Annotated in this window: 26 protein-coding genes; 12 read left to right on the top strand and 14 right to left on the bottom strand. The window is 65.2% G+C overall.

Annotated elements, in window-relative coordinates; genetic code table 11:
* Positions 1-158 precede the first annotated feature (158 nt).
* Positions 159-464 carry a hypothetical protein gene (locus MU553_RS02095; RefSeq protein ID WP_247374327.1) on the top strand — a complete coding sequence of 102 codons (306 nt, stop codon included), beginning with the start codon at positions 159-161 and terminating at the stop codon, positions 462-464.
* Here MU553_RS02095 and MU553_RS02100 read toward each other — a convergent pair.
* Positions 461-2785: a DUF7527 domain-containing protein gene (locus MU553_RS02100; RefSeq protein WP_247374329.1), complete on the bottom strand. Its 2325-nt coding sequence runs from the start codon at positions 2783-2785 to the stop codon at positions 461-463. The two genes, MU553_RS02095 and MU553_RS02100, sit on opposite strands and share 4 nt — an antisense overlap.
* 118 nt (positions 2786-2903) lie before the next feature.
* Between MU553_RS02100 and MU553_RS02105 the strand changes: the two genes are divergently transcribed.
* Positions 2904-3185: a DNA-directed RNA polymerase subunit L gene (locus MU553_RS02105; RefSeq protein WP_247374331.1), complete on the top strand. Its 282-nt coding sequence runs from the start codon at positions 2904-2906 to the stop codon at positions 3183-3185.
* A 1-nt stretch (position 3186) separates the two neighbouring features.
* On the opposite strand, the gene MU553_RS02110 is transcribed toward MU553_RS02105, so the two are convergent.
* Positions 3187-4083: a CAP domain-containing protein gene (locus MU553_RS02110; protein WP_247374334.1), complete on the bottom strand. Its 897-nt coding sequence runs from the start codon at positions 4081-4083 to the stop codon at positions 3187-3189.
* A 143-nt stretch (positions 4084-4226) separates the two neighbouring features.
* Here MU553_RS02110 and MU553_RS02115 point away from each other — a divergent pair, with 143 nt between their 5' ends.
* The 4 genes from MU553_RS02115 to MU553_RS02130 are packed head-to-tail and all read left to right on the top strand — an operon-like array spanning position 4227 to position 6258.
* Positions 4227-4529: a hypothetical protein gene (locus MU553_RS02115; RefSeq protein WP_247374336.1), complete on the top strand. Its 303-nt coding sequence runs from the start codon at positions 4227-4229 to the stop codon at positions 4527-4529.
* 10 nt (positions 4530-4539) lie between these two features.
* The gene (locus MU553_RS02120) at positions 4540-5442 is read left to right on the top strand and encodes an FAD:protein FMN transferase (RefSeq protein ID WP_247374349.1); all 903 of its coding nucleotides are present in this window, start codon (positions 4540-4542) and stop codon (positions 5440-5442) included.
* A complete protein-coding gene (locus MU553_RS02125) occupies positions 5429-5713 on the top strand; it encodes a hypothetical protein (RefSeq protein WP_247374352.1) in 285 nt (94 codons plus the stop codon). Before MU553_RS02120 ends, MU553_RS02125 begins: the two co-directional genes overlap by 14 nt.
* Positions 5713-6258, top strand: a complete 546-nt coding sequence (locus MU553_RS02130; RefSeq protein ID WP_247374354.1) for a hypothetical protein — start codon at positions 5713-5715, stop codon at positions 6256-6258. The genes MU553_RS02125 and MU553_RS02130 overlap by 1 nt, the downstream gene beginning before the upstream one ends.
* Here MU553_RS02130 and MU553_RS02135 read toward each other — a convergent pair.
* From MU553_RS02135 to hisF, 3 genes are all read right to left on the bottom strand, one after another.
* Complete coding sequence (locus MU553_RS02135) at positions 6252-6788, bottom strand: winged helix-turn-helix transcriptional regulator (protein ID WP_247374365.1); 537 nt, start codon at positions 6786-6788, stop codon at positions 6252-6254. The genes MU553_RS02130 and MU553_RS02135 overlap by 7 nt on opposite strands.
* Complete coding sequence (locus MU553_RS02140; RefSeq protein ID WP_247374368.1) at positions 6785-7102, bottom strand: hypothetical protein; 318 nt, start codon at positions 7100-7102, stop codon at positions 6785-6787. Before MU553_RS02140 ends, MU553_RS02135 begins: the two co-directional genes overlap by 4 nt.
* Before the next feature lie 227 nt (positions 7103-7329).
* The gene (gene hisF / locus MU553_RS02145) at positions 7330-8145 is read right to left on the bottom strand and encodes an imidazole glycerol phosphate synthase subunit HisF (protein ID WP_247374386.1); all 816 of its coding nucleotides are present in this window, start codon (positions 8143-8145) and stop codon (positions 7330-7332) included.
* 170 nt (positions 8146-8315) lie between these two features.
* Here hisF and MU553_RS02150 point away from each other — a divergent pair, with 170 nt between their 5' ends.
* Positions 8316-8501 (top strand): DUF7550 family protein, encoded by a 186-nt coding sequence (locus tag MU553_RS02150; protein ID WP_247374389.1) that lies wholly within the window; start codon positions 8316-8318, stop codon positions 8499-8501.
* Between the two features lie 30 nt (positions 8502-8531).
* Here the strand turns inward: MU553_RS02150 and MU553_RS02155 are convergent, their stop codons facing one another.
* The 6 genes from MU553_RS02155 to MU553_RS02180 all read right to left on the bottom strand — a co-directional run bounded on the left by MU553_RS02155 (position 8532) and on the right by MU553_RS02180 (position 14343).
* Complete coding sequence (locus tag MU553_RS02155) at positions 8532-8879, bottom strand: DUF5658 family protein (protein WP_247374393.1); 348 nt, start codon at positions 8877-8879, stop codon at positions 8532-8534.
* An 86-nt stretch (positions 8880-8965) separates the two neighbouring features.
* Positions 8966-11125 (bottom strand): phosphoribosylformylglycinamidine synthase subunit PurL, encoded by a 2160-nt coding sequence (gene purL, locus MU553_RS02160; protein ID WP_247374397.1) that lies wholly within the window; start codon positions 11123-11125, stop codon positions 8966-8968.
* Positions 11126-11203: 78 nt separating this feature from the next.
* Positions 11204-11512, bottom strand: a complete 309-nt coding sequence (locus MU553_RS02165) for a hypothetical protein (protein ID WP_247374403.1) — start codon at positions 11510-11512, stop codon at positions 11204-11206.
* Between the two features lie 87 nt (positions 11513-11599).
* On the bottom strand, positions 11600-13378 hold the full coding sequence (gene ctaD / locus MU553_RS02170; RefSeq protein WP_247374406.1) for a cytochrome c oxidase subunit I: 1779 nt from the start codon (positions 13376-13378) through the stop codon (positions 11600-11602).
* A 231-nt stretch (positions 13379-13609) separates the two neighbouring features.
* Positions 13610-13852 carry a DUF6684 family protein gene (locus MU553_RS02175; RefSeq protein ID WP_247374410.1) on the bottom strand — a complete coding sequence of 81 codons (243 nt, stop codon included), beginning with the start codon at positions 13850-13852 and terminating at the stop codon, positions 13610-13612.
* Positions 13853-13926: 74 nt separating this feature from the next.
* A complete protein-coding gene (locus tag MU553_RS02180) occupies positions 13927-14343 on the bottom strand; it encodes a DUF7541 family protein (protein ID WP_247374413.1) in 417 nt (138 codons plus the stop codon).
* Positions 14344-14464: 121 nt separating this feature from the next.
* Between MU553_RS02180 and MU553_RS02185 the strand changes: the two genes are divergently transcribed.
* On the top strand, positions 14465-15178 hold the full coding sequence (locus MU553_RS02185; protein WP_247374416.1) for a halocyanin domain-containing protein: 714 nt from the start codon (positions 14465-14467) through the stop codon (positions 15176-15178).
* A 165-nt stretch (positions 15179-15343) separates the two neighbouring features.
* On the opposite strand, the gene MU553_RS02190 is transcribed toward MU553_RS02185, so the two are convergent.
* A complete protein-coding gene (locus MU553_RS02190) occupies positions 15344-15874 on the bottom strand; it encodes an SRPBCC family protein (protein ID WP_247374437.1) in 531 nt (176 codons plus the stop codon).
* Between the two features lie 138 nt (positions 15875-16012).
* Between MU553_RS02190 and trpB the strand changes: the two genes are divergently transcribed.
* On the top strand, positions 16013-17194 hold the full coding sequence (gene trpB / locus MU553_RS02195; RefSeq protein WP_247374440.1) for a tryptophan synthase subunit beta: 1182 nt from the start codon (positions 16013-16015) through the stop codon (positions 17192-17194).
* 155 nt (positions 17195-17349) lie between these two features.
* Here the strand turns inward: trpB and MU553_RS02200 are convergent, their stop codons facing one another.
* On the bottom strand, positions 17350-17946 hold the full coding sequence (locus MU553_RS02200; RefSeq protein WP_247374444.1) for a twin-arginine translocation signal domain-containing protein: 597 nt from the start codon (positions 17944-17946) through the stop codon (positions 17350-17352).
* A gap of 293 nt (positions 17947-18239) precedes the next feature.
* On the opposite strand from MU553_RS02200, the gene MU553_RS02205 reads away from it, so the two are divergent.
* Both MU553_RS02205 and MU553_RS02210 read left to right on the top strand, forming a co-directional pair.
* Positions 18240-18974: an FAD-binding protein gene (locus MU553_RS02205; RefSeq protein ID WP_247374449.1), complete on the top strand. Its 735-nt coding sequence runs from the start codon at positions 18240-18242 to the stop codon at positions 18972-18974.
* Between the two features lie 65 nt (positions 18975-19039).
* Entirely contained in the window at positions 19040-19504 is a 465-nt protein-coding gene (locus tag MU553_RS02210) for a YbhB/YbcL family Raf kinase inhibitor-like protein (protein ID WP_247374452.1), read from the top strand.
* 66 nt (positions 19505-19570) lie between these two features.
* On the opposite strand, the gene MU553_RS02215 is transcribed toward MU553_RS02210, so the two are convergent.
* A complete protein-coding gene (locus MU553_RS02215; protein WP_247374454.1) occupies positions 19571-20074 on the bottom strand; it encodes an SCP2 sterol-binding domain-containing protein in 504 nt (167 codons plus the stop codon).
* 121 nt (positions 20075-20195) lie between these two features.
* Between MU553_RS02215 and coaBC the strand changes: the two genes are divergently transcribed.
* Positions 20196-21362 carry a bifunctional phosphopantothenoylcysteine decarboxylase/phosphopantothenate--cysteine ligase CoaBC gene (gene coaBC, locus MU553_RS02220; protein ID WP_247374474.1) on the top strand — a complete coding sequence of 389 codons (1167 nt, stop codon included), beginning with the start codon at positions 20196-20198 and terminating at the stop codon, positions 21360-21362.
* Position 21363 lies beyond the last annotated feature (1 nt).

Below are 21363 nucleotides of genomic sequence, written 5' to 3' on the forward strand. Positions count from 1 at the left end.
CCACCGTTACCGACGTCACGGGCAGCTGTTCGCGTCTTGCCCTGCTCACGTATCACAAACGTTTATCTACGTGCCAGTCGAATCGACGTATTCAGGCAGTTGTTTAAGTCGCCCCGACAGCAACCTTTAAAACCCGCGAACACAAGTTAACAATTGCCATGATAGACAGGCTTGAGAAGGAAGTCGATATGCTCGAGCGTCATCTGCAGGTCCTCCGGATGGTCATCGAGAACGAGCCGATCGGCATCGTGAAGATGTCGAACGAGACGGGCTACCCGCATCACAAGGTTCGCTACTCGCTGCGCGTGCTCGAAGAGGAGAACCTCATCGAGCCGTCGAGCCAGGGTGCCATCACGACCGAGCAGACCTCCGAGTTCGTCGACGATCTGGACGAGAAGATCAACCACATCATCGACAAGCTCGACGACATGAAAATCGAAGACGTCGCGGAAATCGAAAGTTAGAGCTCCGGCACGGAGAGCTCGAACTGCCCATCCAGGTACTGGACGAGACAGAGGTGGAACCCTTCTTTCCGTGACAGCTTGACGAAACTCTCTCGTTTGTCTCGACTCAGGAGACCGCTCCCAGTCGCGTCTTTGGCCGCTTCCATCGCTTCCGGATCGAAGAAGCTCGAGGTGACGAGGAACGAACCGGCCAGGGACTCCTTGGACTCGCCGACGCGGTTCGAGGCCGTAATCAGCGACTCCATCATCGACTGACTCGCCGGCTGGCGCGACTCGTTCATGTTCGCGACGACCAGCGGGTTCCCCATCCGGTCGCGGAGCACCACGTCGAAGGTCTCCTGGCTGCGTTGTTCCTGGCCCTCTTCTTCGTAGACGACGCTGATAGTGCCGTTCAGTTCGGCCCGGTCGATCTCGGGGAGCGCCTGGTAGAGATCACTGAGCCCGCCCTCGTGACCCGTGTCGCGGATTTCGTACGGGAGGACGCGCGTCGTCCACTCGACGAACTTGTACTGGAGCGTCCCGTGGAGGAACTCCGTGAACGGCTCGCCGTTGACCGCGACGTCCTCGGCGTCGAACTGGGTGTGGTGCTGGATGTCGAGGTTGTCGTTGACCGCGGTCGGTTCCGCGTTGCCCCGGTAGGCCGACTCCAGGGTCGCGTCACCCTTCGACTGGTAGCGGACGAACAGGTTGGTCCCGTCGATCACCTCGCCGGGGCTCATGCGGCGACGGTCCGCGATCGACTCGCCGCCGTCGTCACTCCGGAGTTCGCTGACGCGGCGTTCGAGTTGCTCGACGCGGTCCTGGAGTTCGTCTCGCTCGGCTTTGACTTCGTCCAGTTGTGCTTCGAGGTCGTCGCGCTCCCCTTCGACCGATTCGAGTTCGGCTTCGAGTCGCTCGATCTCGTCTTCGCGCTCCTGGAGTTCGGCTTCGAGGTCGCCCTGGTCACTGGACGCCGTCGCAGCGTCTGCACTCCCCGCGTGCTGGTCCCGTTGTCGTCCCGTCTGCTGGGACCCCTCGGACGGTTGCGTGGCCGGGGACGGACCGGCTGGTTGCTGTGGAGCGCTGTCTTGCGGTTGCTGGCGCGACGACCTGGTCGGTTGCTGGGCGCCCCGCTGGTGGCTCGCCTCCGCTGGCCGTCCGCCGGGCGCCGGCCGGTCTGGTTGCGGGTCGGGAGTCGGACTGGAACTCCCGTCGTCGCTCGCCGTCTTCGTCCGGCCCGGATCGAGCGACGGGATCGAACGCGTTTCAAGTCCACCGACGGCTTCGGTCGGCGTCGGTGCGCCCGCGGCGTCCCGCTGGCGAGTGTCGCCGCCGTTCCCGCTCGGTGACGCCTCGGCCGGCCCCGACGTCTGACCGCCGTTCTGGCTCGGCTGTGGCTCGCGGTGTGAGTGGCCCTGCTGGGGACGTTGTCCGCGCTCACGCTCCTGTGGCTGGGGGTCACGTCCCTGCGACGCGGTTCGCTCGCTGTCGGGCGACTGTGACGCCGACGACGGAGTGCTCGACGCTGGTTGCGATTGCTCCCGAGTGGCCTCCTGGTGCGCCCGATTGGCAGTCGCACCGTCAGCTCCGTCTCCGGACGGTGCCGCGGACGACTCGGCCGCGTGGGAGTCACCGGCGGCCGCACCCGGCGTAGAGGACGACTCGTCCGAGTCCACCGTCTCCGTGTCCGGCTCCTCAGTCGGTTCCGCCGCGGCCTCGTCCGACGAGTCGGCGGCGTCGCTCGTCTCGGCGTCGGTCGTCGCCGTCTCGATCGGCCCGGTGTCGTCAGACGGCGGCGTGGCTGGTTCCGGAATCTCGATGACGTCGATGTCGGCCGGTCGGACTTTGTAGATCCCGACCTCGCCCTGAGTGCGCTCGAAAGCTTCGTCCTCGATGAGCAGCTGCTGGCTCTCACCGACCCACGCGACGTTCATCGAGCGTCCCTGGTGGTAGACGATGTAGTAGTCACCGCTGAGAACGTTCTCAGAGAGTTCGACGTAACCGGTGAAGTTCCCGTCGGTCAGCGTCTGGTCGACCTCCGAGACCGGTGTCTCTTCCGTGTAGTACTGTGCGCGGACTTCGTCACTACGCTCCTGCATGACTGCGAGCAGCGGGAGAGCCGGTGAGGGCGCCTCGTGGACAGTGCCCGAGGCGTCCTCGAAGTCCTCGATATCGCCCTCGAGAACGCCGACCACCTTGCCTTTGGTCATGCACAGTCGGGTCGGTCCTGCCGTCACGATGCCGGAGAAGCGCTCGTCCGACAGCTCCTGTAAGCCACGGTAACCTCCGGAAAACGACCGTGACTCCCAGTTCCCGACCTGCTCGACCGTGCGTGTCGTCATTGCTATGACCAAGTCCCATGCGGTCCAAATACTTTGCGGGCTATGTAGCGTTCACGCGCCGAGTGATTGCGCAGGCGTAGTCGTGAACTTTAATGCTGCCAAGTGTCCAGAAGCGGGTATGGAACTGCGGGTTATCGAGAAGACCGATACGGAACTCTCTATCGAGATTTCGGGCGAGGATCACACGTTCATGAACGTGCTGAAGGGGGCGCTACTGGAAACCGACGGCGTCGACGCCGCGACCTACGACGTGAACCCCGAACAGTCCGGTGGCCAGACCGAACCGATCCTCACGATCAAGACCGACGAGGACGTCGACGCGCTCGACGCGCTCGAAGACGGCGCCCAGCGCGTCATGGACAAAGCGAACAACTTCCGCGACGCCTTCCAGGCGGCCTGAGTCAGCACGCGAACTGCGTCACGTAGATTCTCCCGTCCGGTGCGACGTGAACGTCGACACCCACGATGCCGTTCGAGGTGTTTGCGAACGACGCCGGCGCGTCCGGACTGTTTCGATACGCGCTCACCAGCGCCTGCGCCATCGCTCGCTCCGAGTCGAAGCGTTGGCTTGCGTCCTGTCCCTGCCCGGCTTCCACCGCGAATATCACGGACGCGGGGTCGGCGTCGCCACAGGCGTCGTCCACGCGCCGTCCGACCGCCTTGCTGTTCGGCCCCTCGCCGTCAGCGTATTCCGCACGGACGCGATCCTGATTGAACGACGTCGCGGCCGACGAGAGCGGTTGGTCCCGCGTGAGGTTCGCGTCCCCGTTCGCCGCGCGGCGTGCGTTCAACTCCGAGACGTACTCCGCTTCGACGGTCGACAGTGAGAGGCCCTGGTACGTCGTGGCGTTTCCGGGAACCGGCCCGCCGTCGTTCGGGATGCCGGGGACGTCGACGATCCCCATGAACCCCAGTGCGAGGACGACCACCAGGAGTCCGACGCCGACGAAACCGAGGACGAGTTTCGTATCCAGCACGTCGAGGTAGCTCACGTCCGCCGAAGGGGAGCGGCCGCCCTCGTCGGCGCCGAGCATCTCGGCCATGACCGCCTCTTCGTCGTAGTCGACGTCGCGGCGTTCGAGCGGGCCGCCGCCACAGCGGTCACAGGGCGGGGTGTGTTTGGGATGGTCGTTCCCACACTCGGCGCACACCCAGACGGTGATCGTGTCACTGTCGTCGTCATCGGACTCGGGTGCCATCGGGACGACCGCCTTCTCGAACTCGCCGTGGCCACAGTTGTCACACGGTGGATCGTTCTCTTCGTGGGGTTTGCCACACCACGCGCACCGCCATTCCATTACTCGTTCGCTCGAAAGTGGCAGACAGGCAAATAGCTGGCGGGGACGGACGCGACGGCGACCGCCGTGACGCTTCGAGGACTGTACGACGTTTCGACGACCGGACGCGAACGCCCTTTGAGGAGATTCGGGAACGAGTAGATATGCGGAACCCGCTTCCGACCAACCGACTGGTCGCACTGACTCTGGTAGGAGCACTCGCCACGGCCGTGGTGGCGTCGGCGCTGATCGTTCCCGGCGTCATCGACACGTCAGCTGACACCAGTGGCGCCACACCGACGGCGGCAGGCAGTGACGCACCACAGCCCAACCAGAACTTCACGGCTGCCGTCTCGAACGGCAACGACGGTCGCGGTGGAGAATACGAAGCACACGAGGAAGAAGAGGAGTACGAGGACCACGAGGAAGAGGAAGAAGAGTACGAAGAACACGAGGAGCACGAGTAGGGGAGCATTGATGGTCGCCATTTCAAATCGGATCTCCAGCGCCGTCGCTGGAGCGCGCGAACAGTTGGGCGATGCGAAAGTCCGGTTCGAGTGCTGTGACACGACGTTCGTGGCCGCGGCAATCGGGCCGGGCGCGCGACGCGCCGTCCAGCGGGCCCAGCAAACGGCAGCCAGGCTGGAAGGCGTCCTGAACGCGTTCGACAGCGACAGCGCTGTCGCGGTACTCAACAGAACCGGACGCGTCGAGAACCACCACGTCGCGTCGGTCGTCCGGCGCGGACTGGCGTACGCCGATCGGACCGAGGGCGCCTTCGACGTTCGCCACGGGCAGTTCGAACACGAGCTGAAAGCCTACATCCGAGACGGGGGCGAACAGCCATCCGCGACGGACCGCGACGAAGCGACGGTCACCGTCGACGGGAACGAGGTCAGAACCGACCAGCCGCTCGACCTGAACGGCCTGGCGAAAGGGTACGTCGTCGATCACGCCTTCGACACGCTGGACGGACTGGGCCGTCACGGATTCGTCAGCGGCGGGGGCGACGTCGCGAACCCGACGGGACCGATCGGCATCGAGAACCCGTACGGTGCCGCGCCGGCAGAGGACGATCACCTCAAAGTACTGGACACGGAGTGGCACGTCGCGACCTCAGCGGGCTATCGGCGGGGCCGCGGCGGCGTCGACCACGTCTACGATCCCCGGACTGGCGACGCCGGGGCGCGACACGATCTCGTAACGGTCGTCGCCGCTCGCGACTGCACTGAAGCGGACGCGCTCGCGACGACGCTGGCGGCGTCGCCACTCGAGGACGCACTCACGCTCGCCGAAGCGTGGGACGGCCTCGAAGCACTCGTCGTCCACGACGGCATCTTCCACGAAACCGAGGGATTCGGAGACCATGTCGCGGACTAGACTCGCCGTCACGCTGGTGTCGCTGTTGCTCGTCGCCGCGACGATGCCCGTCGCGTGGCAGCTCGTGGATACGCGGGAACAGCAGACGATGCACGCGAAGGCCGCCGATCTCGCGGCCGATCAGGTGACGAACCGACAGGCGCCCGCGGACTACGACGGCGACGGGGTCAACGACACCGCCGACGCGTGCCCGACGCGACCCGAGACGGTAAACGACTTCCAGGACGGCGACGGCTGTCCGGACGTCGTCGCCACGACGGGGGCGTCCTGATGGATCTCGTCTGGCTCCTCGACCGCGCGACCGGACTCGTCGCCTATCCGGCGCTGTACGCCGCGACGGTGACGGGGATTCTGTACGGCGAGCCCCAGTTCGGGACGCTCGCGAAACTGGCTCGGCGCGTCCACGTCGAGATCGCCGTGTTCGCGCTGGTCGTGACGCTCGCCCACGGTCTGCTCGGCGTCCTCGACACGTGGCTCGTGGCGACCGGCCAGGCACCCGAGCCGCAGTACGGCACCACGTTTCTCGTCGCCGGTGCCGCAGTCGGCGTGGGCGCTCTGCTGTTGACCATCGTCGCTGCCCTGGGCTTTCTCGATGCGACGCGGTTCAGCGCCCCGTGGGGGCCACAGGTCGTCCACGGCTTCGCCTACGCAGGCTACGCCTTCGCAACGATCCACGCGGCGGCGATCGGCACGGACGTGCTCGGGCTGATCCGTCCGGCGATCGTTCCCGCGACGGCGTTCGTCACGTACCTCTTCGCGCTGCGCGTGCTGGTGTCGCACGGGCCCGTCTCTGACGGGGCCCCAGCGAGTCAGTAGGCGTCCCAGAGGTCGAACAGTCGGTCGACGAGTCTGTCGGCGAACGAACGGTGGTGGAGGGCGTACAGCCGTGACACGCGCTCGGGGTCGGTCACTTCGTATTCGACGGCTCGCCCGTCTCGTTCACTGGTCACCAGATCCGCGTCTGCGAGTTGCGAGAGGTGAAAGGAGACCGTCGACGCGGCCTTCCCGATGCGGTCGCTCAGCTCCGAGGTCGTCAGGGCCCCCTCGCTGACCAGGTACCCCAGAATCCGCCGCGCACACTGGCGCCGGAGCGCGTTCATCACCGCACGGTCCCCTTCGTCGAACGAGCCTTCCGGGTAGTAGCGGGTGTACTTCCCGTCCTCGGAAACTGCAACGAGGTCGGCGTCGGCCAACCACCGGAGGTGGTACTGGAGCGTCCCCTGCGCGTAGTCGAGTTCGTCGAGGAGCGCCCGGAAGTGAATGCCGGGCGTCGACTCGACGGCCTTGTAGATCGCTCGCCGCGACTCGAGTTCCAGTTCGGCAGCGTCGTCGTCCGCCCCCGTCATCTGTCTCCGGTGAGGACGTAGAAGAAGGCCAGGAGGCCGGCGAGTATCAACACGGCCGAGCTATGTTCGAGCAGTTCGACAGTCACGCCGCCCAGAATCGGTAGCAGAAAGTACTCCAGAAAGACGATCAGACCGTACAGCGCGAACAGACCGTACGCGCTGGCCACGACGAGCATTCGCCGATCGCGCTCGCGGCGCCAGGCCATCGCACTCAGCGTCGCCAGGGCGAGCGCGACGACGAAGATTCCGAGGCTGACGACCTGCTCGATAGTCTGTGCGAGCGTCAACACGACGAAGGGGCCGCCAGTGAGCATCTCCCTCAATTTCGGTGTCGGCTCCCGAAAAGCGTTCACGTCCAATCGTCGAAACCTTCCGCCGGTCGCTCGCGGTACAGTAACAAGTTACAACCGCACCGGCACGTCTCGCTCCTCCCCACCTTTTTCTGCGTCGGGTTCGCTCTCTCCGCTCGCGAACCCTCCTTGAAAAATCTGGACCAAAAAAGCCGCTCGCTCCCGACGGTTGCTCGCGGTACAGTAACAAGTTACAACCGCACCGGCACGTCTCGCTCGTCCAGGTACTCTTTGACGTGCTGGATGGAGTACTCCTCGAAGTGGAAAATAGAGGCCGCGAGACCCGCATCAGCGCCGGCTTCGGTGAACACCTCGTACATGTCTTCTGGGCCGCCACAGCCCGAGGAGGCGATGACCGGCGTCGAGACGGCGTCACAGACGGCCGTCGTCAGCGGGATGTCGTAACCGTCCTTGGTCCCGTCGGCGTCGATGGAGTTGACGAACAGTTCGCCGGCGCCCCGCTGTTCGGCCTCCTTGGCCCACTCGATCACGTCGATATCGGTGCCCTCGCGACCGCCCTTGACCGTGCACTCGAACCAGCAGGACTCCCCGTCGACCTCCGCATAGTATTCGCCCTCCTCGTCGAAGCGGCGCCGGGCGTCGACGCTGATGACGATGCACTGACTGCCAAAGGAGCGCGCCCCTTCCGTGATGAGTTCCGGCCGTTCGAGCGCGCCGGTGTTGATCGACACCTTGTCCGCGCCGGCGCGCAGCGTCTCCTTGATGTCCTCGCGGGTGCGGATGCCGCCGCCGACCGTGAGCGGGATGAACACCTCGTCGGCCACCGATTTGACGGTGTCGAGCATCGTCTCGCGGCCCTCGGCCGAGGCGGTGATGTCGAGGAAGACGAACTCGTCTGCGCCCGCCTCGTTGTACTTTTTCGCCATCTCCACCGGATCGCCGGTGTACTCCAGATCCTCGAAGTTGACGCCCGTGTACACCGCCGCGTTCCCGTCCTCGTCGATGTCCACGTCGATACAGGGGATGATGCGCTTGGTCAGGACCATGGTCTGTTACCTGTCAATCCGCGGCCGGGCAGTAAAAGCCGTCCGGACCGTCGTCACTCCCGCCCGACGCGTTTGCGAGCGTTCGCCGGGATCGCGTCGGTCCACACGAGTGCAGTTCACTCGGCCGTCCTTTCGACAAGCCGAAGTACCCCCCGCGTGAATCCCCGCGTATGACTGACGACCACGGCGAAGATCGCCCGGACTACGATCCGACGAGTCCGGACCTTCCCGAGAAGGAGCCGCCACTCCGGAGCACCGCACCCCAGAGCGACTACACGATGGGCCAGGTCGGGTTCGGCATCGTCGTCTTCCTCGTCGGCGTGGCCATCACGTTCGGCCTCCCGCTGCTCCTGTAAGGCCACACTTTCTTCCGGGTATGCAGCCGCCTAGAGCCCCGCCAGCGTGATCGCGTTCAGCGCGATCGTGAGCAGCGAAATCACGGCGAATCCCGCGAGAACGAGCGTCGCAGACCGCTCCGGGAGCACCCACCAGGCGACCACGAGAAGCGCCAGCGCGACGAACTTGAGCAGGCCGATCCCCGGATCACCGTACGTGTCGATGAACGCGCGAGCCACGGCGTTTCCCTCCTCGAAACCGAGTGCGATTCCCCGCATCGTCGCCAGCACGTCGAACACGGACGCGACGACGATGACGCTCCAGAGCACCGCCTCGGAGTCCGAGAGCTGACGCTCGACGCGCCAGACGAACGCCGGTTCGTCCCGCTCCGCGTCCATCTCTCGGAGAGAAATCGCGCGCCACGGACAAATAACGGACGGGTCGGTGCAGCGTGGTTCGACTGCCGTGGCCGTGGCGGTCGTCCCTACTCCAGTTCGCGGTCGATGATCGAACGACGCTCGGCGATGGCGTCGGCGTCGGTGGTGATCGTCTCGTCGCCGACCGTCAGGTCAAGTTCGGCCGACTCGTCGGTCGTTCCGACGGTCTCGACCGGTGCGATCCCGTCGAAGGCGGCCGCGACGGCGTCGGCGTCCGTCGTTTCGATGACGACCCGACCGGGTTGCTCGTTGAACAGCAGGTGTGCCGGCGATGCGTCACCGTCGAGCGTGATCGAGGCACCGGCGTCGTCGGTCACCATCTCGGCCAGCGTGACCGCCAGCCCGCCGTGGCTCACGTCGTGAACGGCCAGCGTCTCTTCGGCGTCGGCCACCGCGGCCAGCGTCTCGACGAACGCCGCGCGCTCGTCGGGCAGGTCGGGGTACTGGTCGCTGCCGTCGAACTGTGCGAGATACTCCGACCCGCCCAGCCGCGCGTCGGCCTCTCCGGCGAGGCTGCGGTCGTTGACGACGACTAGTTCCCCGTCGCCGGAGAACGCGGCGGGCGGCGCGTCGTAGCCTTCCTTGGTTCCGACCAGCGCCAGCGTCGGCGTCGGCGGGATCGGGCCGGCCGTCGAGTCGTTGTACAGCGAGACGTTCCCGCCGACGACGGGCACGTCGAGTTCGCTGCACATGTCTGCGAGGCCGTCGATGATCCCCTTGAACCCGCCGTAGACGTCGGGTTTCTCCGGGTTGCCGCCGTTCAGACAGTCGACCGCGGCCAGCGGCGTCGCGCCCTTGGCCGCGACGTTCGTCGCGTTCTCCAGCGCCACGGCCCGCGCACCGTCGTAGGGGGCCGCCGTCGTCCAGTTGGGGTCCGCGCCCGCCGAGAACGCCAGGCCGACGCCTTCCTCGCGGATGGCCAGCAGCGCCGCGTCGTCGCCCGGCGCGGTCGCCGTCCGGACCTGGACTTCGTGGTCGTACTGGCGGTAGACCCACCGCTTCGAGGCCGTGTTCGGACTGCCGACGACCGCCTCGAACGCCTCGGTCAGGTCGACGTCCGGCAGATCGGTCTCTGGTTGCGCGGGTTCGACCGACTCCAGATCGTTGAACGGCGCGCCGTCCCCGAGGAACTCCGCGGGCGTGTCGACGACCGTCTCACCCTCGAAGGTACAGACGTAGTTGCCCTCGGTCACGTCGCCGATGACCGAACAGCCGAGGTCGTAGCGCTCGGCGATCTCCCGGACTGCGTCGACGTTGTCCGGCTCGACCTCGTAGGCCATCCGCTCCTGGGACTCGGCGAGCAGGATCTCCAGCGCGTTCATGTTCGGTTCGCGCTGGTGGACGCGTTCGAGTTCGATCTCACAACCGAGGCCGCCCTTGGCGACCATCTCGCTGGTCGCGCCGCCCAGGCCCGCGGCACCGAGGTCACGCGCCGACTCGACGAGGTCCTGATCCACGAGGTCCTCGTTGGCCTCGATGAGCAGTTTCTCCGTGTACGGGTCGCCGACCTGGACCGCGGGTCGGTCCTCCGTTTCGGCGTCCTCCGCGAGGTCCTCGCTGGCGAACGAGGCCCCGCCGAGTCCGTCTCGACCCGTCCCGTTGCCGACGAGGACGAGTTTGTTCCCCGGCTCCTGCGCTTCGGCGGTGACGAGCCGATCGGCGTTCGTGAGGCCGATACAGGCGACGTTCACGAGCGGGTTGCCCTCGTAGTCGTCGTGGAACGCGACGCTCCCGGCGACCGTGGGAACGCCGATACAGTTGCCGTAGTGGCTGATTCCCTCGACGACGCCCTCGAAGAGGTAGCGGGAGTGTTCGCGGTCGAAGCCGCCGAAGTACAGCGAGTCCGCGAGCGCGATGGGATAGGCGCCCATCGACAGCGTGTCGCGGACGATGCCGCCGACGCCCGTCGCGGCGCCGTCGAACGGGTCGACGTACGACGGGTGGTTGTGGCTCTCGATCCCCATCGTGATGTACGTGTCACTGTTCCCGTCACCGTCGGTCGACGGGAGCGCGACCACTGCCGCGTCGTCGCCGGGACCGACGACGACCTGGTCGCCCTCGCTGTCGAACGCCCCGAGGAGCGGTCGCGACGAGCGGTACGCGCAGTGTTCGCTCCAGAGGTTCTCGAAAAGCGCAGCTTCGGCCGCCGTCGGTTCGCGGCCGAGTTCCGCGGTGACGAGTTCGCGGTCCGAATCGGAGAGACTCATTGAGAATCCGTAGCTCCAGGCCGGCTAAATCGCTTTCCATGTCCAGCCTGGACACCGGCCTCCGACCCCTGTGTTTCGTCAGTCGCCGGCCCGTCCAGCCAGCCAGTCGCTCGCCTCGGGGTCGACGAACCGGTGTTGGTGACGATCACCGACTGGGCCCGCCGACGAGGAATCGTCCCCGCTCGCGATGCCGTAGGCCTCGCTTGCCCCTGTCAGTCCGTGTGCGGCGAGTCGGTCGATCACCGCGTCGGGAACGTCGCGATCGTCGGGCACTTCCACGAACAGGACCTGATCGGTGAAGCTCTCGGCCGCCCAGGCCGCCTCGACGCCCTCGTGCCCCTCGACGTCGGCGGCGAGTTCGTCGTGTTCAGCGTGACAGCCGGTCATACGAGTCAGTGACGACTCGCGGTCAAAAGAGAACAGTCCCGAAGCTGTTCGGGACGAAAGAACGGAAAAGGAAACGGCGGCGTTCGATTACGCGTCGTCGGCGTCGGCCGGCTGGCCGCCGTCCGTCATCGCTTTCTCTTCCTCACCGCCGTCTGCGATGGCGGTCTCGATGCGGTCCTTGTGCCAGACGAACTCGCGGCCGTACAGTTCGGGAGCCTCTTCCTTGAGGTTCCACGGGTCCGCGCCGACCTGGCGGCCTTCCAGCCAGGAGGTGACGATGTTCCAGACGAAGATCATCTGGCCGACCAGCAGGATCAGCGCGCCGACCGTCGCCATCTGGTGGAAGTTGACGATCTGGGTGAGCGGCGAGATCGCGGCGCCGAAGTCGTAGGTCGCGTAGCGGCGGGGCATGCCGAGGTAGCCCAGCACGAGCATCGCGAAGAACGTCAGGTTCGTCCCGATCATCGTGAGCCAGAAGTGCCACTTCGCGAGCGTGCGCTGGTACATCCGACCGGTGTAGATGGGGAACCAGTAGTAGACGCCAGCGTAGACGCCGAACGCGATGGCGCCCATGATGACGTAGTGGAAGTGCCCGACCACGTAGTACGTGTCGTGGAGGATCATGTCGACCGGGATCGACGCGAGGAAGACGCCGGTGACCCCGCCGATGATGAAGTTGGCGACGAAGCCGATACAGAACAGCATCGGCGTCGTCAGGCGGAGTTTCCCGTTCCACATCGTCGTGATCCAGTTGAACGTCTTGACCGCGCTCGGCACTGCGATCGCTAACGACACTGCCATGAACGACGCCCGAAGCCGGGGGTCGATGCCCGTGGTGAACATGTGGTGCGCCCAGACCCCGAAGGAGAGGACGCCGATCGCGAGCGTCGAGTACACGACGAACTTGAACCCGAACAGCTTCCGGCCGCAGAACTTCGGCAGGATGTAGCTGACCAGGCCCATCGGCGGCAACACGAGGATGTACACTTCGGGGTGGCCGAAGAACCAGAACAGGTGCTGCCAGAGGATCGTCCCACCCGCTTCGAGCGCGAAGAAGGTGGTCCCGAAGTTCCGGTCAAGCAGCAGCATGATGAGCGCGCTCCCCAGCAGCGGGAACGCGAACAGAATGATCCCCGACTGGGTCAGGATCGTCCACGAGAAGATGTCCAGGCGCGCCCAGTTGACCTCGTCGTCACGTTCGGTGAAGATGGTCGCGACGAAGTTGATCGCCCCCATCGTCGCCGAGACGCCGGTGAGGTGCAGGCCCAGCATCATCAGGTCCGCACCCGCCTGGGTCTGCTCGACCGACAGCGGCGTGTACATCGTCCAGGACGTCTGTGCCGCTCCGATACCGGGAATGAGGAAGCCGCCCCAGACGAGCAGTGCGCCCGGCGGGAGCAGCCAGAACGCGATTGCGTTGATGCGGGGGAACGCCATGTCGTCGGCCCCGATCAACAGCGGAATGAAGTAGTTCGAGAACGCCGCGAGGATCGGCGTCCCGAACAGGAACAGCATCGTGATCCCGTGACTCGTCAGGATCGCGTTGTAGAAGTTGTTGTCGATGATGGCGCCAGTCGGAACGAGGAGCTGCAGTCGGATGAGCACGGCCATGATGCCACCGACGGCGAAGGCGAGGAGGCCGTACGCACCGTACAGCATCCCGATGTCCTTGTGATCGACCGTGGTCAGCCAGCGGATGATGCCGCCGGGTTTCTCGCTGTGTCCGTGAGCCGATTCCTCACCGAGCGCGCTCCCACCAGCCAGCGGTGTGTAGGAGCGCCAGTTTTCGACACGCGCCAAAAGCGCTGCGACGGCGACGAGGAAAACCCCCATCAACACCGTCAGCGCAAGCTGCCCTTCAGCCATGATATGCAAGTCTCTGACCTGGGGGCTAAAGAAAGGTTCCATTTTGGTGTCCGTGGGGACGCGTTCGTACCCACTCTGTCAGGCAGAACGGACGGAAAGTTCGTGCGACGAACGGCAATGCGGCGGGGAACTGGCCAGCAGTCAGGGTCGATCGGACTTCCTCGACGCTGGACACGATCCGCTGGTGGAACGACGTGAGCGGAAAGACGAAGGGGTCAGTTCGCCGATCGGTTACTCTGCGGCTTCCATCTCGGCTTCGGCCTCGGAGATCGCCTTCCCCGCGAAGTACGTCAGGATAGAGAGCAGAAGCGCCGTGACGATGATGATGGAAAACTGGAGCGTCGATACGAGGTCGTTCCAACCGAAGGGGTTCACGAACGCGTACGCGATGACGAAAAAGACCATGATCCCCAGCGGAATGCCGTTGACCGTGAGGTCCAACAGCGTTTCACGGTCGAAGGTCTTCGATGACATGTTCCTCCATTCGTAGACGCAGGTAAATAGATTGTCGGAATCGACCGCCGACGCGCGACGGGGCCGAAAGGGTCTCAGGCGTCCATCGCGTTCGCTTCGAGCACGCGTCCGGCCCCACCAGCGGCGACCAGGATGACCCCTGAAATCGTGATCGCGAGCGCACGCGGGACGACCGGTCCGAAGTCGCCGGGGTTCGCGATCACGTCGACCATGACGCCCGCGTCGACGCCGACTTGCGACGCGAACAGCGCGCCACCGGCGACGAGGAGCAGGGCGCCGAACCCGACGAGCGAGCCCCAGAGCGCCTCCACGTAGCCCGACTCTTTGAGGATGCCCGCGACGCTGCCGCCGAGGAGCAACAGTCCGCCGACTGCGATGGCGAAGATGCCGATAATGATGCCGACCTCGGAGAGCGTCACCCCGAGCGCCACGAACAGCGGCCAGGGACTGGCCATCCGGTACTGGTCGCTGAGTCCGGGTTCCTCGTTCATACCCACTAACTGGACCTCTGCAGTGAAAGGCGCATCGGAACCTGTCCGAGCACCCGGGGTGACCCCGGTGGAACGCAGACGAACCAACATATTCACTACATCCCCTCTCTAACCGTCGCACATGGCTGATAATGCGGGCGTTTCGCGCCGGGGATTCCTGCAGGCGGCCGCTGGCGGTACCGCGGTCGCAGCGGCATCCGGTACGGCAGCCGCACAGGAAAGTAACGAAACGAGCGGTAACGGGACTGCTGGCAACGAAACCAGTGGCAACGAGACCGGCGGCGGTGGCGGCGGAGGCGGCGCACCCACGGGTCCGCCGGACCTCGGTGGCTACCTCGACGACGCCAACAACTACGACGGGAACGTCGTCGACGAGACCGGCAGCTCAGAGGTGACCGTCGAGGTCGGTGTCGGCGACGGCGGCCTGGCGTTCGGGCCGGCTGCGGTCCACGTCGACAACGGCGCCACGGTCAAGTTCGAGTGGACGGGCGAAGGTGGCGCGCACAACGTCGTCGCCGAGGACGGCTCTTTCGAGTCGGGTGCGCCCACCGCGTCGGCGGGCGTCAACTTCGAGCACACGTTCAACTCCGACGGCGTCTACAACTACTACTGCAACCCGCACAAGGCGAGCGGAATGCTGGGTTCGATCGTCGTCGGGACCGACTACCCGACCAAAGCCCCCGCTGGCAGCGGTGGTGGTGGTGGTGGCGGCGTCCCGGTGCTTCCGGACAGCGCGAAAACCATCGGCGTCGCCACGTCGCTCGTCATGAGCGCGACGCTCGGACTGGCGTACTTCTTCATGAAGTACGGCGGCGATTACGACGTGTCGCAGTAACGAACGGAGCCGTCGCAGTCAGCCGTTCGACTTTTCCACCGTGACCTGGACGCCCAGGTCGAACCCAGGTTCCCCACTCGCGAGACGCAGTCGCGCGTCGCTCCAGTCCACACCCTGTCTGAGGTCGCCTGCCGGATCGCGACCGGCACCGATCGCCCTGAACGTTCACACCGTCTCTGGGGTCGTGTGAATCTCGAGGTCGACGGGGCGCCGACGGCCTTCGAGGTCGGCGACGATGCGTTCGACGACTCGCTCCGCTTCGTTTCGGATCATCGGCTTGACCTTCTCGATGACCCAGTCCAGCGAGACGAATCGGGGGAGGTCGATCGAGTCGGAGTCAGCAGAGTCGGGGTGGAACTGGACGAAGAGTCGGACGCGACAGGCCGTCGGTTCGTTCGGTGGCGCTTCGTCGGGGACGTGATCGATCCCCCAGTAGCCCTTCGCGTCGATGTCTTTGGTGATCTGCCAGTCGATCCTGGCTGGCGGGTCCACGTCGGTCACCTTCGAGTGGGCAGTGTAGGACAGTTTCCACCAGGCGAAGGTGATGTAGTAGTTCGTTCCGGGGCTGCCGTCGCCGTCGTGCCGGACTTCCTGGAGGTGTTTCGAGTAGTCGGCGTACCGGGGGAAATCCAGGAGGAAGTCGTAGACCTCCGCCGGTGGCAAGTAGACGACGGTACTGACCTCGACGTGATCCACGGGGGATATTCAGGGAGACATCACCGTAAGGGTTCCGCAGCCCCAGGACGAGACAGCAGTCACGAGAACCGGGCTACGTTCGCCAACACTGGGCGATTCGATACACATTTGTGCATCAGTAGAGACACACAACCCACTATGAGCAACGAGCAAGAGCGCAAAGCCGCCAGCGGTGAATTCGGTCAGTTCGGAGGGCGACACGTCCCCGAGCCGATGCAGGAACCGCTGGCACAGCTCGCCGCTGCGTTCGACGAGATCGTCGACACCGACGAGTTCCAGGAGGACTTCCGCGCAGTGCTGGAGCAGTTCGCCGGCCGTCCGACGCCGCTGTACCACGCCGAGCGGCTCTCCGAGGAGTACGGCGCCGAGATCTATCTGAAGCGCGAGGACCTGCTGCACGGCGGCGCCCACAAGATCAACAACGCTCTGGGACAGGCGCTGCTGGCGAAGAAGGCGGGCAAAGAACGTCTCATCGCCGAGACCGGCGCCGGTCAGCACGGCACGGCGACCGCGATGGTCGGCGCGCTGTTCGATCTGCAGACGGAGATCTACATGGGGAGAAAAGACGTCGAGCGCCAGAAGATGAACGTCTTCCGCATGCGCCTGATGGGCGCCGAGGTCAACCCCGTCACCCAGGGTGGCGAAGGGCTGGCCGACGCCGTCGACGCAGCGCTCGAGGACTTCATGGAGAACGTGGACGACACCCACTACATGGTCGGCTCGGTCGTCGGTCCCGACCCGTTCCCGCGGATGGTCCGGGAGTTCCAGTCGGTCATCGGCGAAGAGGCACGCGAGCAGATCCAGGACCAGATCGGCGGGCTTCCCGACGCCTGCGTCGCCTGCGTCGGCGGTGGCTCGAACGCGATCGGCCTGTTCCACGCCTTCCGCGACGACGACGTGGCCTTCTACGGCGGCGAAGGCGGCGGCGAGGGCGCGGAGTCGACTCGCCACGCGGCTCCGCTGGACGACGGCAAAGAAGACGTCATCCACGGCATGAAGACCCGGGTCATCGACGACGACACCGAGGTCCACTCCGTGTCCGCCGGGCTGGACTACCCCGGGGTCGGCCCAGAACACGCGATGTTCCGCGAACTCGGTCGCGCCGAGTACCGCGCGATCACCGACGAGGAGGCCCTCGAAGCCTTCCGCACGCTCTCGATGACTGAAGGCATCATCCCGGCACTGGAGACCGCCCACGGCCTCGCGATGGCAAAGCGAGTCGCCGAGGAGACCGACCACGAGACGATCGTCGTCAACCTCTCCGGGCGGGGCGACAAGGACATGGAAACTGCAGCCGAGCACTTCGACCTCGGGAACTGAAGCCGGCGAGATCGTTCTTGCCTATTCTCATCGCCGTGAGTTGACGAACCGGTCGAGGATGGCGTCGCTGCGTTCGGACTGAACGGGGCTGTCCGAACTGGGCAGGTCCGATCGAAAAGAATGGAGACGGCTGAAGACAGTGTGGGATTTTGGCGTTACTGCGGGGTGCCGCTGGTAGTCGTATTTCCGCCGTCCCCGTTGCCGTCGCCATCGAGCCACCAGTCTTCGTCTTCGAGCAGAGAGTCCTCTTCGTCCTCGCCGACGGGCGAGAAGTTGACCGTCACCAGCCGTGAGGCACCGAAGGGCGCCCATTCCTGTTCCATGGAGAACACTTCTGGTTGGGGATTGCCCTGCTGGGTGTCGCCCTCGGCGTCGACGACGTAGCCGGCTTGGTCGTCGTAATCGGGGACCTCAGCGTCCTCGGCCATGAAGAACTGCGCCCGCTGTCCGGTGTTGAGGTACCGGATCATCCGGGTGTTGTACTCCGACCAGTCGGCGTCTCTGACCTCCTGGACGTTGGGGTTCCACCGGATGACCGGGGAGGTGATGACGAACCGCGAGTTGGGGTTGAACTCGTCGGCGAACATGAGGGCCTTGTCCGATCCCCCGTCGACGACGTCGTCGTCCTGTGCGGCAGCCGACCCGACACCGGTCAGCGTCAGCCCTGCCGTGGTGAGCGCCCCGGTCTTGAGGACTGATCGACGCGACGAGTCACCCGTGAGAGTCTCTAAAAGGTTGTTTTTGTCTGTCATAAATTGCCTTCACCGCATGGACTCTTCGCCGCACAGACCGTTAAACGCGGACGACTGTTCAGCAGATAAGGACCTGCCAGCGGAAGGTAGCGCCGGATTATCTTCGAGACATGATTGGTTCGGTCGCGTCCCGGCTGTTTTCCTCCAGACCAATCATCGCTCTTGCATTGTTGGCCACCAGTATCGAGCGTGGTCTGTCAAGGCGTCGGAAGACAGTAAGACTGGCTTTCGATGCGGCTGACCCGGCCGAACCCGTCAGGTACTATTCGCTCCCCCGAGAACCCGCGCTTGCTATGACCGAAACCAGAGACGTCGTCGTCGTCGGCGGGGGTGTCGCAGGTCTCACGGCGGGCGTGTTCACCGCCCGTCACGGGCTGGACACGCTCGTCTACGACACCGACGAGTCGATCCTGAACCGAAACGCGCATCTGGAGAACGTCCCCGGTTTCCCGGCTGGCGTGAACGCCAAGCTCTACCTGGAGCTGCTCGGTGAGCAGGCAGCGCGCGCCGGCTGCGACCGCGAGACGGCCGAAGTCACGGAGGTCTCGGTCGACGACGAGGGGTTCATCGTCGAGACGGCCGACGGAGAGCAGGTCTGGGGCGACTACGTGATCGCTGCGACGAAGAACACGGTCGACTATCTCCGCGGGATCGACGGCATCGGGTTCGTCGACCGCGGGAAGACGTTCGTCGACTGCAACGAACAGGGGGAAACGGGCGTCGACGGCCTGTACGTCGCGGGTCGACTCGCCGAGAAACCGTATCAGACGATCATCTGTGCCGGCCACGGTGCCGAAGTCGCCGTGTCGCTCCTGGACGAGGACGACCGGCCGTTCTACCACGACTGGACGGCACCCGAAGGCTACTTTACGGGACGCGGGCGCGACGTGCCGCCGGGCTGTGAGGAGATCAGCGACGAGGAACGGCGCCAGCGCGAGCAGGAGTCACTCGACGTGATGAGCGAGTACTTCGCCGACCCACACCCCGAAGAGCCGACGCAGCACCCCAGCGTCGCCGACGACGAGTAGCGATCCGGAAGGTCGGCCTAGTTTCTTTTCGTTCGCAGTGGAACCTCCTGTGAGAGGGACCTACTATGGCCGACCTCCACCTCACGAGTCCGGCGTTCGGTGACGGCGAGCGGATTCCGGACCAGTACGGCTACACGGCGGCGAACGTCAATCCGCCGCTGACGATCGAGAACGTGCCCGAGGACGCCGAATCGCTCGCGCTGATCGTCGACGACCCGGACGCGATGGAGCCAGCGGGGAAGATCTGGGACCACTGGCTCGTCTGGAACGTCGACCCCGACACCGAGGCGTTGCCCGAAGGCTGGTCACCCGAAGAGACCGACGCAGTCGAGGGACAGAACGACTACGGGGAGCACGGCTACGGCGGTCCGAACCCCCCTGACCGCGAACACACCTACCGGTTCATGCTGTACGCGCTCGATACCAGGCTCGACCTGTCGGCGGCAGCCGACAAGGACGCGCTCCAGGACGCGATGACCGGGCACGTGATCGCAGACACGCGGCTCGAGGGCACGTACGCACCGTCGTAGCCGAAACCGAAAAGAAACGCGCCCACCCCCTCCGGGTACAGGCGCGGAAGTGGTCGAGTCGGTCGTCTATTTCGCGTACTCTTCGTGGGCGAACACGGCGTCGACCTTGCCGGCGTCCTCGGTCAGCAGCGTCGCTGCGTCGGAGTACTGCAGGACTTTCTGCATGTCGCCGTCGAGTTCGAACTTGCCGGACATGAGCCCGTCGACGGCACCGATGTTGCCGCGGATCAGTTCGACCCAGTTGTCGTAGGTGCCCGTGAGGACGAAGCCCTGATCGACTTCGTCTTCGGACTCGATGAGATAGGCTTCGGTACAGCCGCCGTCCTCGAGACCGACGAACGCCTGGCCGGTCCCGCCGTCGACGTACGTGTCGAGTTCGTCCTGCAGGTCGCCCGGCAGGGCGTCGACGTCGATCTGATCGATCGGCATGTCGGTCATCTTGAAGATGAAGTCACCGTTGAAGTCGACGCCCCAGCCCTCGGACTTGTCGGCGTACTCCTCGTCCTCGTTTACCTTGTTCTTGTACTCGTCGAACCACGCCTGACTCGGAAAGATGATTTCGTCAGTCATGACATCTCCACCTGTGAAGCGAATCATACTAAATCTTCCCTGATACATACGAGGTTGTTTAAAGTCCCAGTCCGGTTTGCATCCATAGGAATTTACCCCCAGCCGAAAGAAGAGAAGGACAATGCTTGACGGAGTGAACGTCGCGCTCGGGGTCTCTGGGTCCATCGCGGCAGTGAAGACGGTGGAACTCGCCCACGAGCTTCGTCGCCGCGGTGCAAACGTTCGGGGCGTCATGACAGACAGCGCACAGGGGATCATCCATCCCTGGGCGCTCGAGTTCGCCACCGACAATCCAGTGGTCACCGAGATCACCGGGAACGTCGAACACGTCGCGCTCTGCGGCCGCGACGAGTGGGCAGACGTCCTGCTCGTCGCCCCCGCCACGGCCAACACGGTCGGGAAGATCGCGGCCGCCGTCGACGACACGCCGGTGACGACCTGTGCCACGACGGCGCTGGGTGCAGGGCTGCCAGTCGTCGTCGCGCCCGCGATGCACGAACCGATGTACGACCACCCGGGCGTGCTCGAAGCCATCGAGACAGTCGAGTCCTGGGGCGTCGAGTTCGTCGACCCGCGCATCGAAGAGGAGAAGGCCAAGATCGCGACCGAAGACGCCATCGTAACCGCTGTGGCCCGTGCCGCGACCCCCCACCCACTCGCCGGCGAACACGTCGTCGTCACGAGCGGGGCGACGACCGAATCGGTCGATCCCGTCCGAACGCTCTCGAACCGCGCCTCGGGGCGAACCGGGCGCGCGGTCGCGAAGGCGTGTTTCGTCCGCGGCGCCGACGTGACCCTCGTCCACGACGCGGACAGATACGGCGACGAGCTCCACTATGCCACCGTCGAGGACGCAGAGAGCGCGGAAGAGATGATCGACGGCGTGCTCGCCCACGCCGAATCGACGGACGCTCTGATCTCGGCCGCGGCCATCTCCGATTACACCGTCGACGCCGCCCCCGAGAAGATCAAGTCCGGGCAGGACGTGACGCTCGAACTCTCGCCGACGCCGAAGCTCATCGACACCGTTCGCGAGGAACGGCCGGACCTCCCCATCGTCGGGTTCAAGGTCGAGACCGAGGGCGGCGAGGACGCGCTCGTCGACCGCGCTCGCGACACGCTGGAGCGCGTCGGTCTGTCGTTCGTCGTCGGCAATCACGCCGACGTGATGGGCGAGGCCGAAACGGAGGTGCTCTTGGTCCGGAGCGACAGCGTCGACGAATACGCCGGCAGCAAAGCGGGATTGGGCGCGCGGGTAGCCGACGAACTCGCGAGCGAGCTCGCCTGAG

The sequence above is a fragment of the Halorientalis brevis genome (assembly GCF_023077655.1).

What these genes read in the sequence shown, in the direction of transcription:
- MU553_RS02180 (WP_247374413.1), bottom strand. Translation starts at nt 14,343, where the DNA reads ATGAACGAGGAACCCGGACTCAGCGACCAGTACCGGATGGCCAGTCCC.
- MU553_RS02150 (WP_247374389.1), top strand. Translation starts at nt 8,316, where the DNA reads ATGACTGACGACCACGGCGAAGATCGCCCGGACTACGATCCGACGAGT.
- MU553_RS02215 (WP_247374454.1), bottom strand. Translation starts at nt 20,074, where the DNA reads ATGACTGACGAAATCATCTTTCCGAGTCAGGCGTGGTTCGACGAGTAC.
- MU553_RS02155 (WP_247374393.1), bottom strand. Translation starts at nt 8,879, where the DNA reads ATGGACGCGGAGCGGGACGAACCGGCGTTCGTCTGGCGCGTCGAGCGT.
- trpB (WP_247374440.1), top strand. Translation starts at nt 16,013, where the DNA reads ATGAGCAACGAGCAAGAGCGCAAAGCCGCCAGCGGTGAATTCGGTCAG.
- coaBC (WP_247374474.1), top strand. Translation starts at nt 20,196, where the DNA reads ATGCTTGACGGAGTGAACGTCGCGCTCGGGGTCTCTGGGTCCATCGCG.
- MU553_RS02140 (WP_247374368.1), bottom strand. Translation starts at nt 7,102, where the DNA reads ATGCTCACTGGCGGCCCCTTCGTCGTGTTGACGCTCGCACAGACTATC.
- MU553_RS02130 (WP_247374354.1), top strand. Translation starts at nt 5,713, where the DNA reads ATGGATCTCGTCTGGCTCCTCGACCGCGCGACCGGACTCGTCGCCTAT.
- MU553_RS02110 (WP_247374334.1), bottom strand. Translation starts at nt 4,083, where the DNA reads ATGGAATGGCGGTGCGCGTGGTGTGGCAAACCCCACGAAGAGAACGAT.
- hisF (WP_247374386.1), bottom strand. Translation starts at nt 8,145, where the DNA reads ATGGTCCTGACCAAGCGCATCATCCCCTGTATCGACGTGGACATCGAC.
- MU553_RS02165 (WP_247374403.1), bottom strand. Translation starts at nt 11,512, where the DNA reads ATGACCGGCTGTCACGCTGAACACGACGAACTCGCCGCCGACGTCGAG.
- MU553_RS02105 (WP_247374331.1), top strand. Translation starts at nt 2,904, where the DNA reads ATGGAACTGCGGGTTATCGAGAAGACCGATACGGAACTCTCTATCGAG.
- MU553_RS02205 (WP_247374449.1), top strand. Translation starts at nt 18,240, where the DNA reads ATGACCGAAACCAGAGACGTCGTCGTCGTCGGCGGGGGTGTCGCAGGT.
- MU553_RS02125 (WP_247374352.1), top strand. Translation starts at nt 5,429, where the DNA reads ATGTCGCGGACTAGACTCGCCGTCACGCTGGTGTCGCTGTTGCTCGTC.
- MU553_RS02135 (WP_247374365.1), bottom strand. Translation starts at nt 6,788, where the DNA reads ATGACGGGGGCGGACGACGACGCTGCCGAACTGGAACTCGAGTCGCGG.
- MU553_RS02095 (WP_247374327.1), top strand. Translation starts at nt 159, where the DNA reads ATGATAGACAGGCTTGAGAAGGAAGTCGATATGCTCGAGCGTCATCTG.
- MU553_RS02115 (WP_247374336.1), top strand. Translation starts at nt 4,227, where the DNA reads ATGCGGAACCCGCTTCCGACCAACCGACTGGTCGCACTGACTCTGGTA.
- MU553_RS02120 (WP_247374349.1), top strand. Translation starts at nt 4,540, where the DNA reads ATGGTCGCCATTTCAAATCGGATCTCCAGCGCCGTCGCTGGAGCGCGC.
- MU553_RS02185 (WP_247374416.1), top strand. Translation starts at nt 14,465, where the DNA reads ATGGCTGATAATGCGGGCGTTTCGCGCCGGGGATTCCTGCAGGCGGCC.
- MU553_RS02175 (WP_247374410.1), bottom strand. Translation starts at nt 13,852, where the DNA reads ATGTCATCGAAGACCTTCGACCGTGAAACGCTGTTGGACCTCACGGTC.
- purL (WP_247374397.1), bottom strand. Translation starts at nt 11,125, where the DNA reads ATGAGTCTCTCCGATTCGGACCGCGAACTCGTCACCGCGGAACTCGGC.
- MU553_RS02210 (WP_247374452.1), top strand. Translation starts at nt 19,040, where the DNA reads ATGGCCGACCTCCACCTCACGAGTCCGGCGTTCGGTGACGGCGAGCGG.
- ctaD (WP_247374406.1), bottom strand. Translation starts at nt 13,378, where the DNA reads ATGGCTGAAGGGCAGCTTGCGCTGACGGTGTTGATGGGGGTTTTCCTC.
- MU553_RS02100 (WP_247374329.1), bottom strand. Translation starts at nt 2,785, where the DNA reads ATGACGACACGCACGGTCGAGCAGGTCGGGAACTGGGAGTCACGGTCG.
- MU553_RS02200 (WP_247374444.1), bottom strand. Translation starts at nt 17,946, where the DNA reads ATGACAGACAAAAACAACCTTTTAGAGACTCTCACGGGTGACTCGTCG.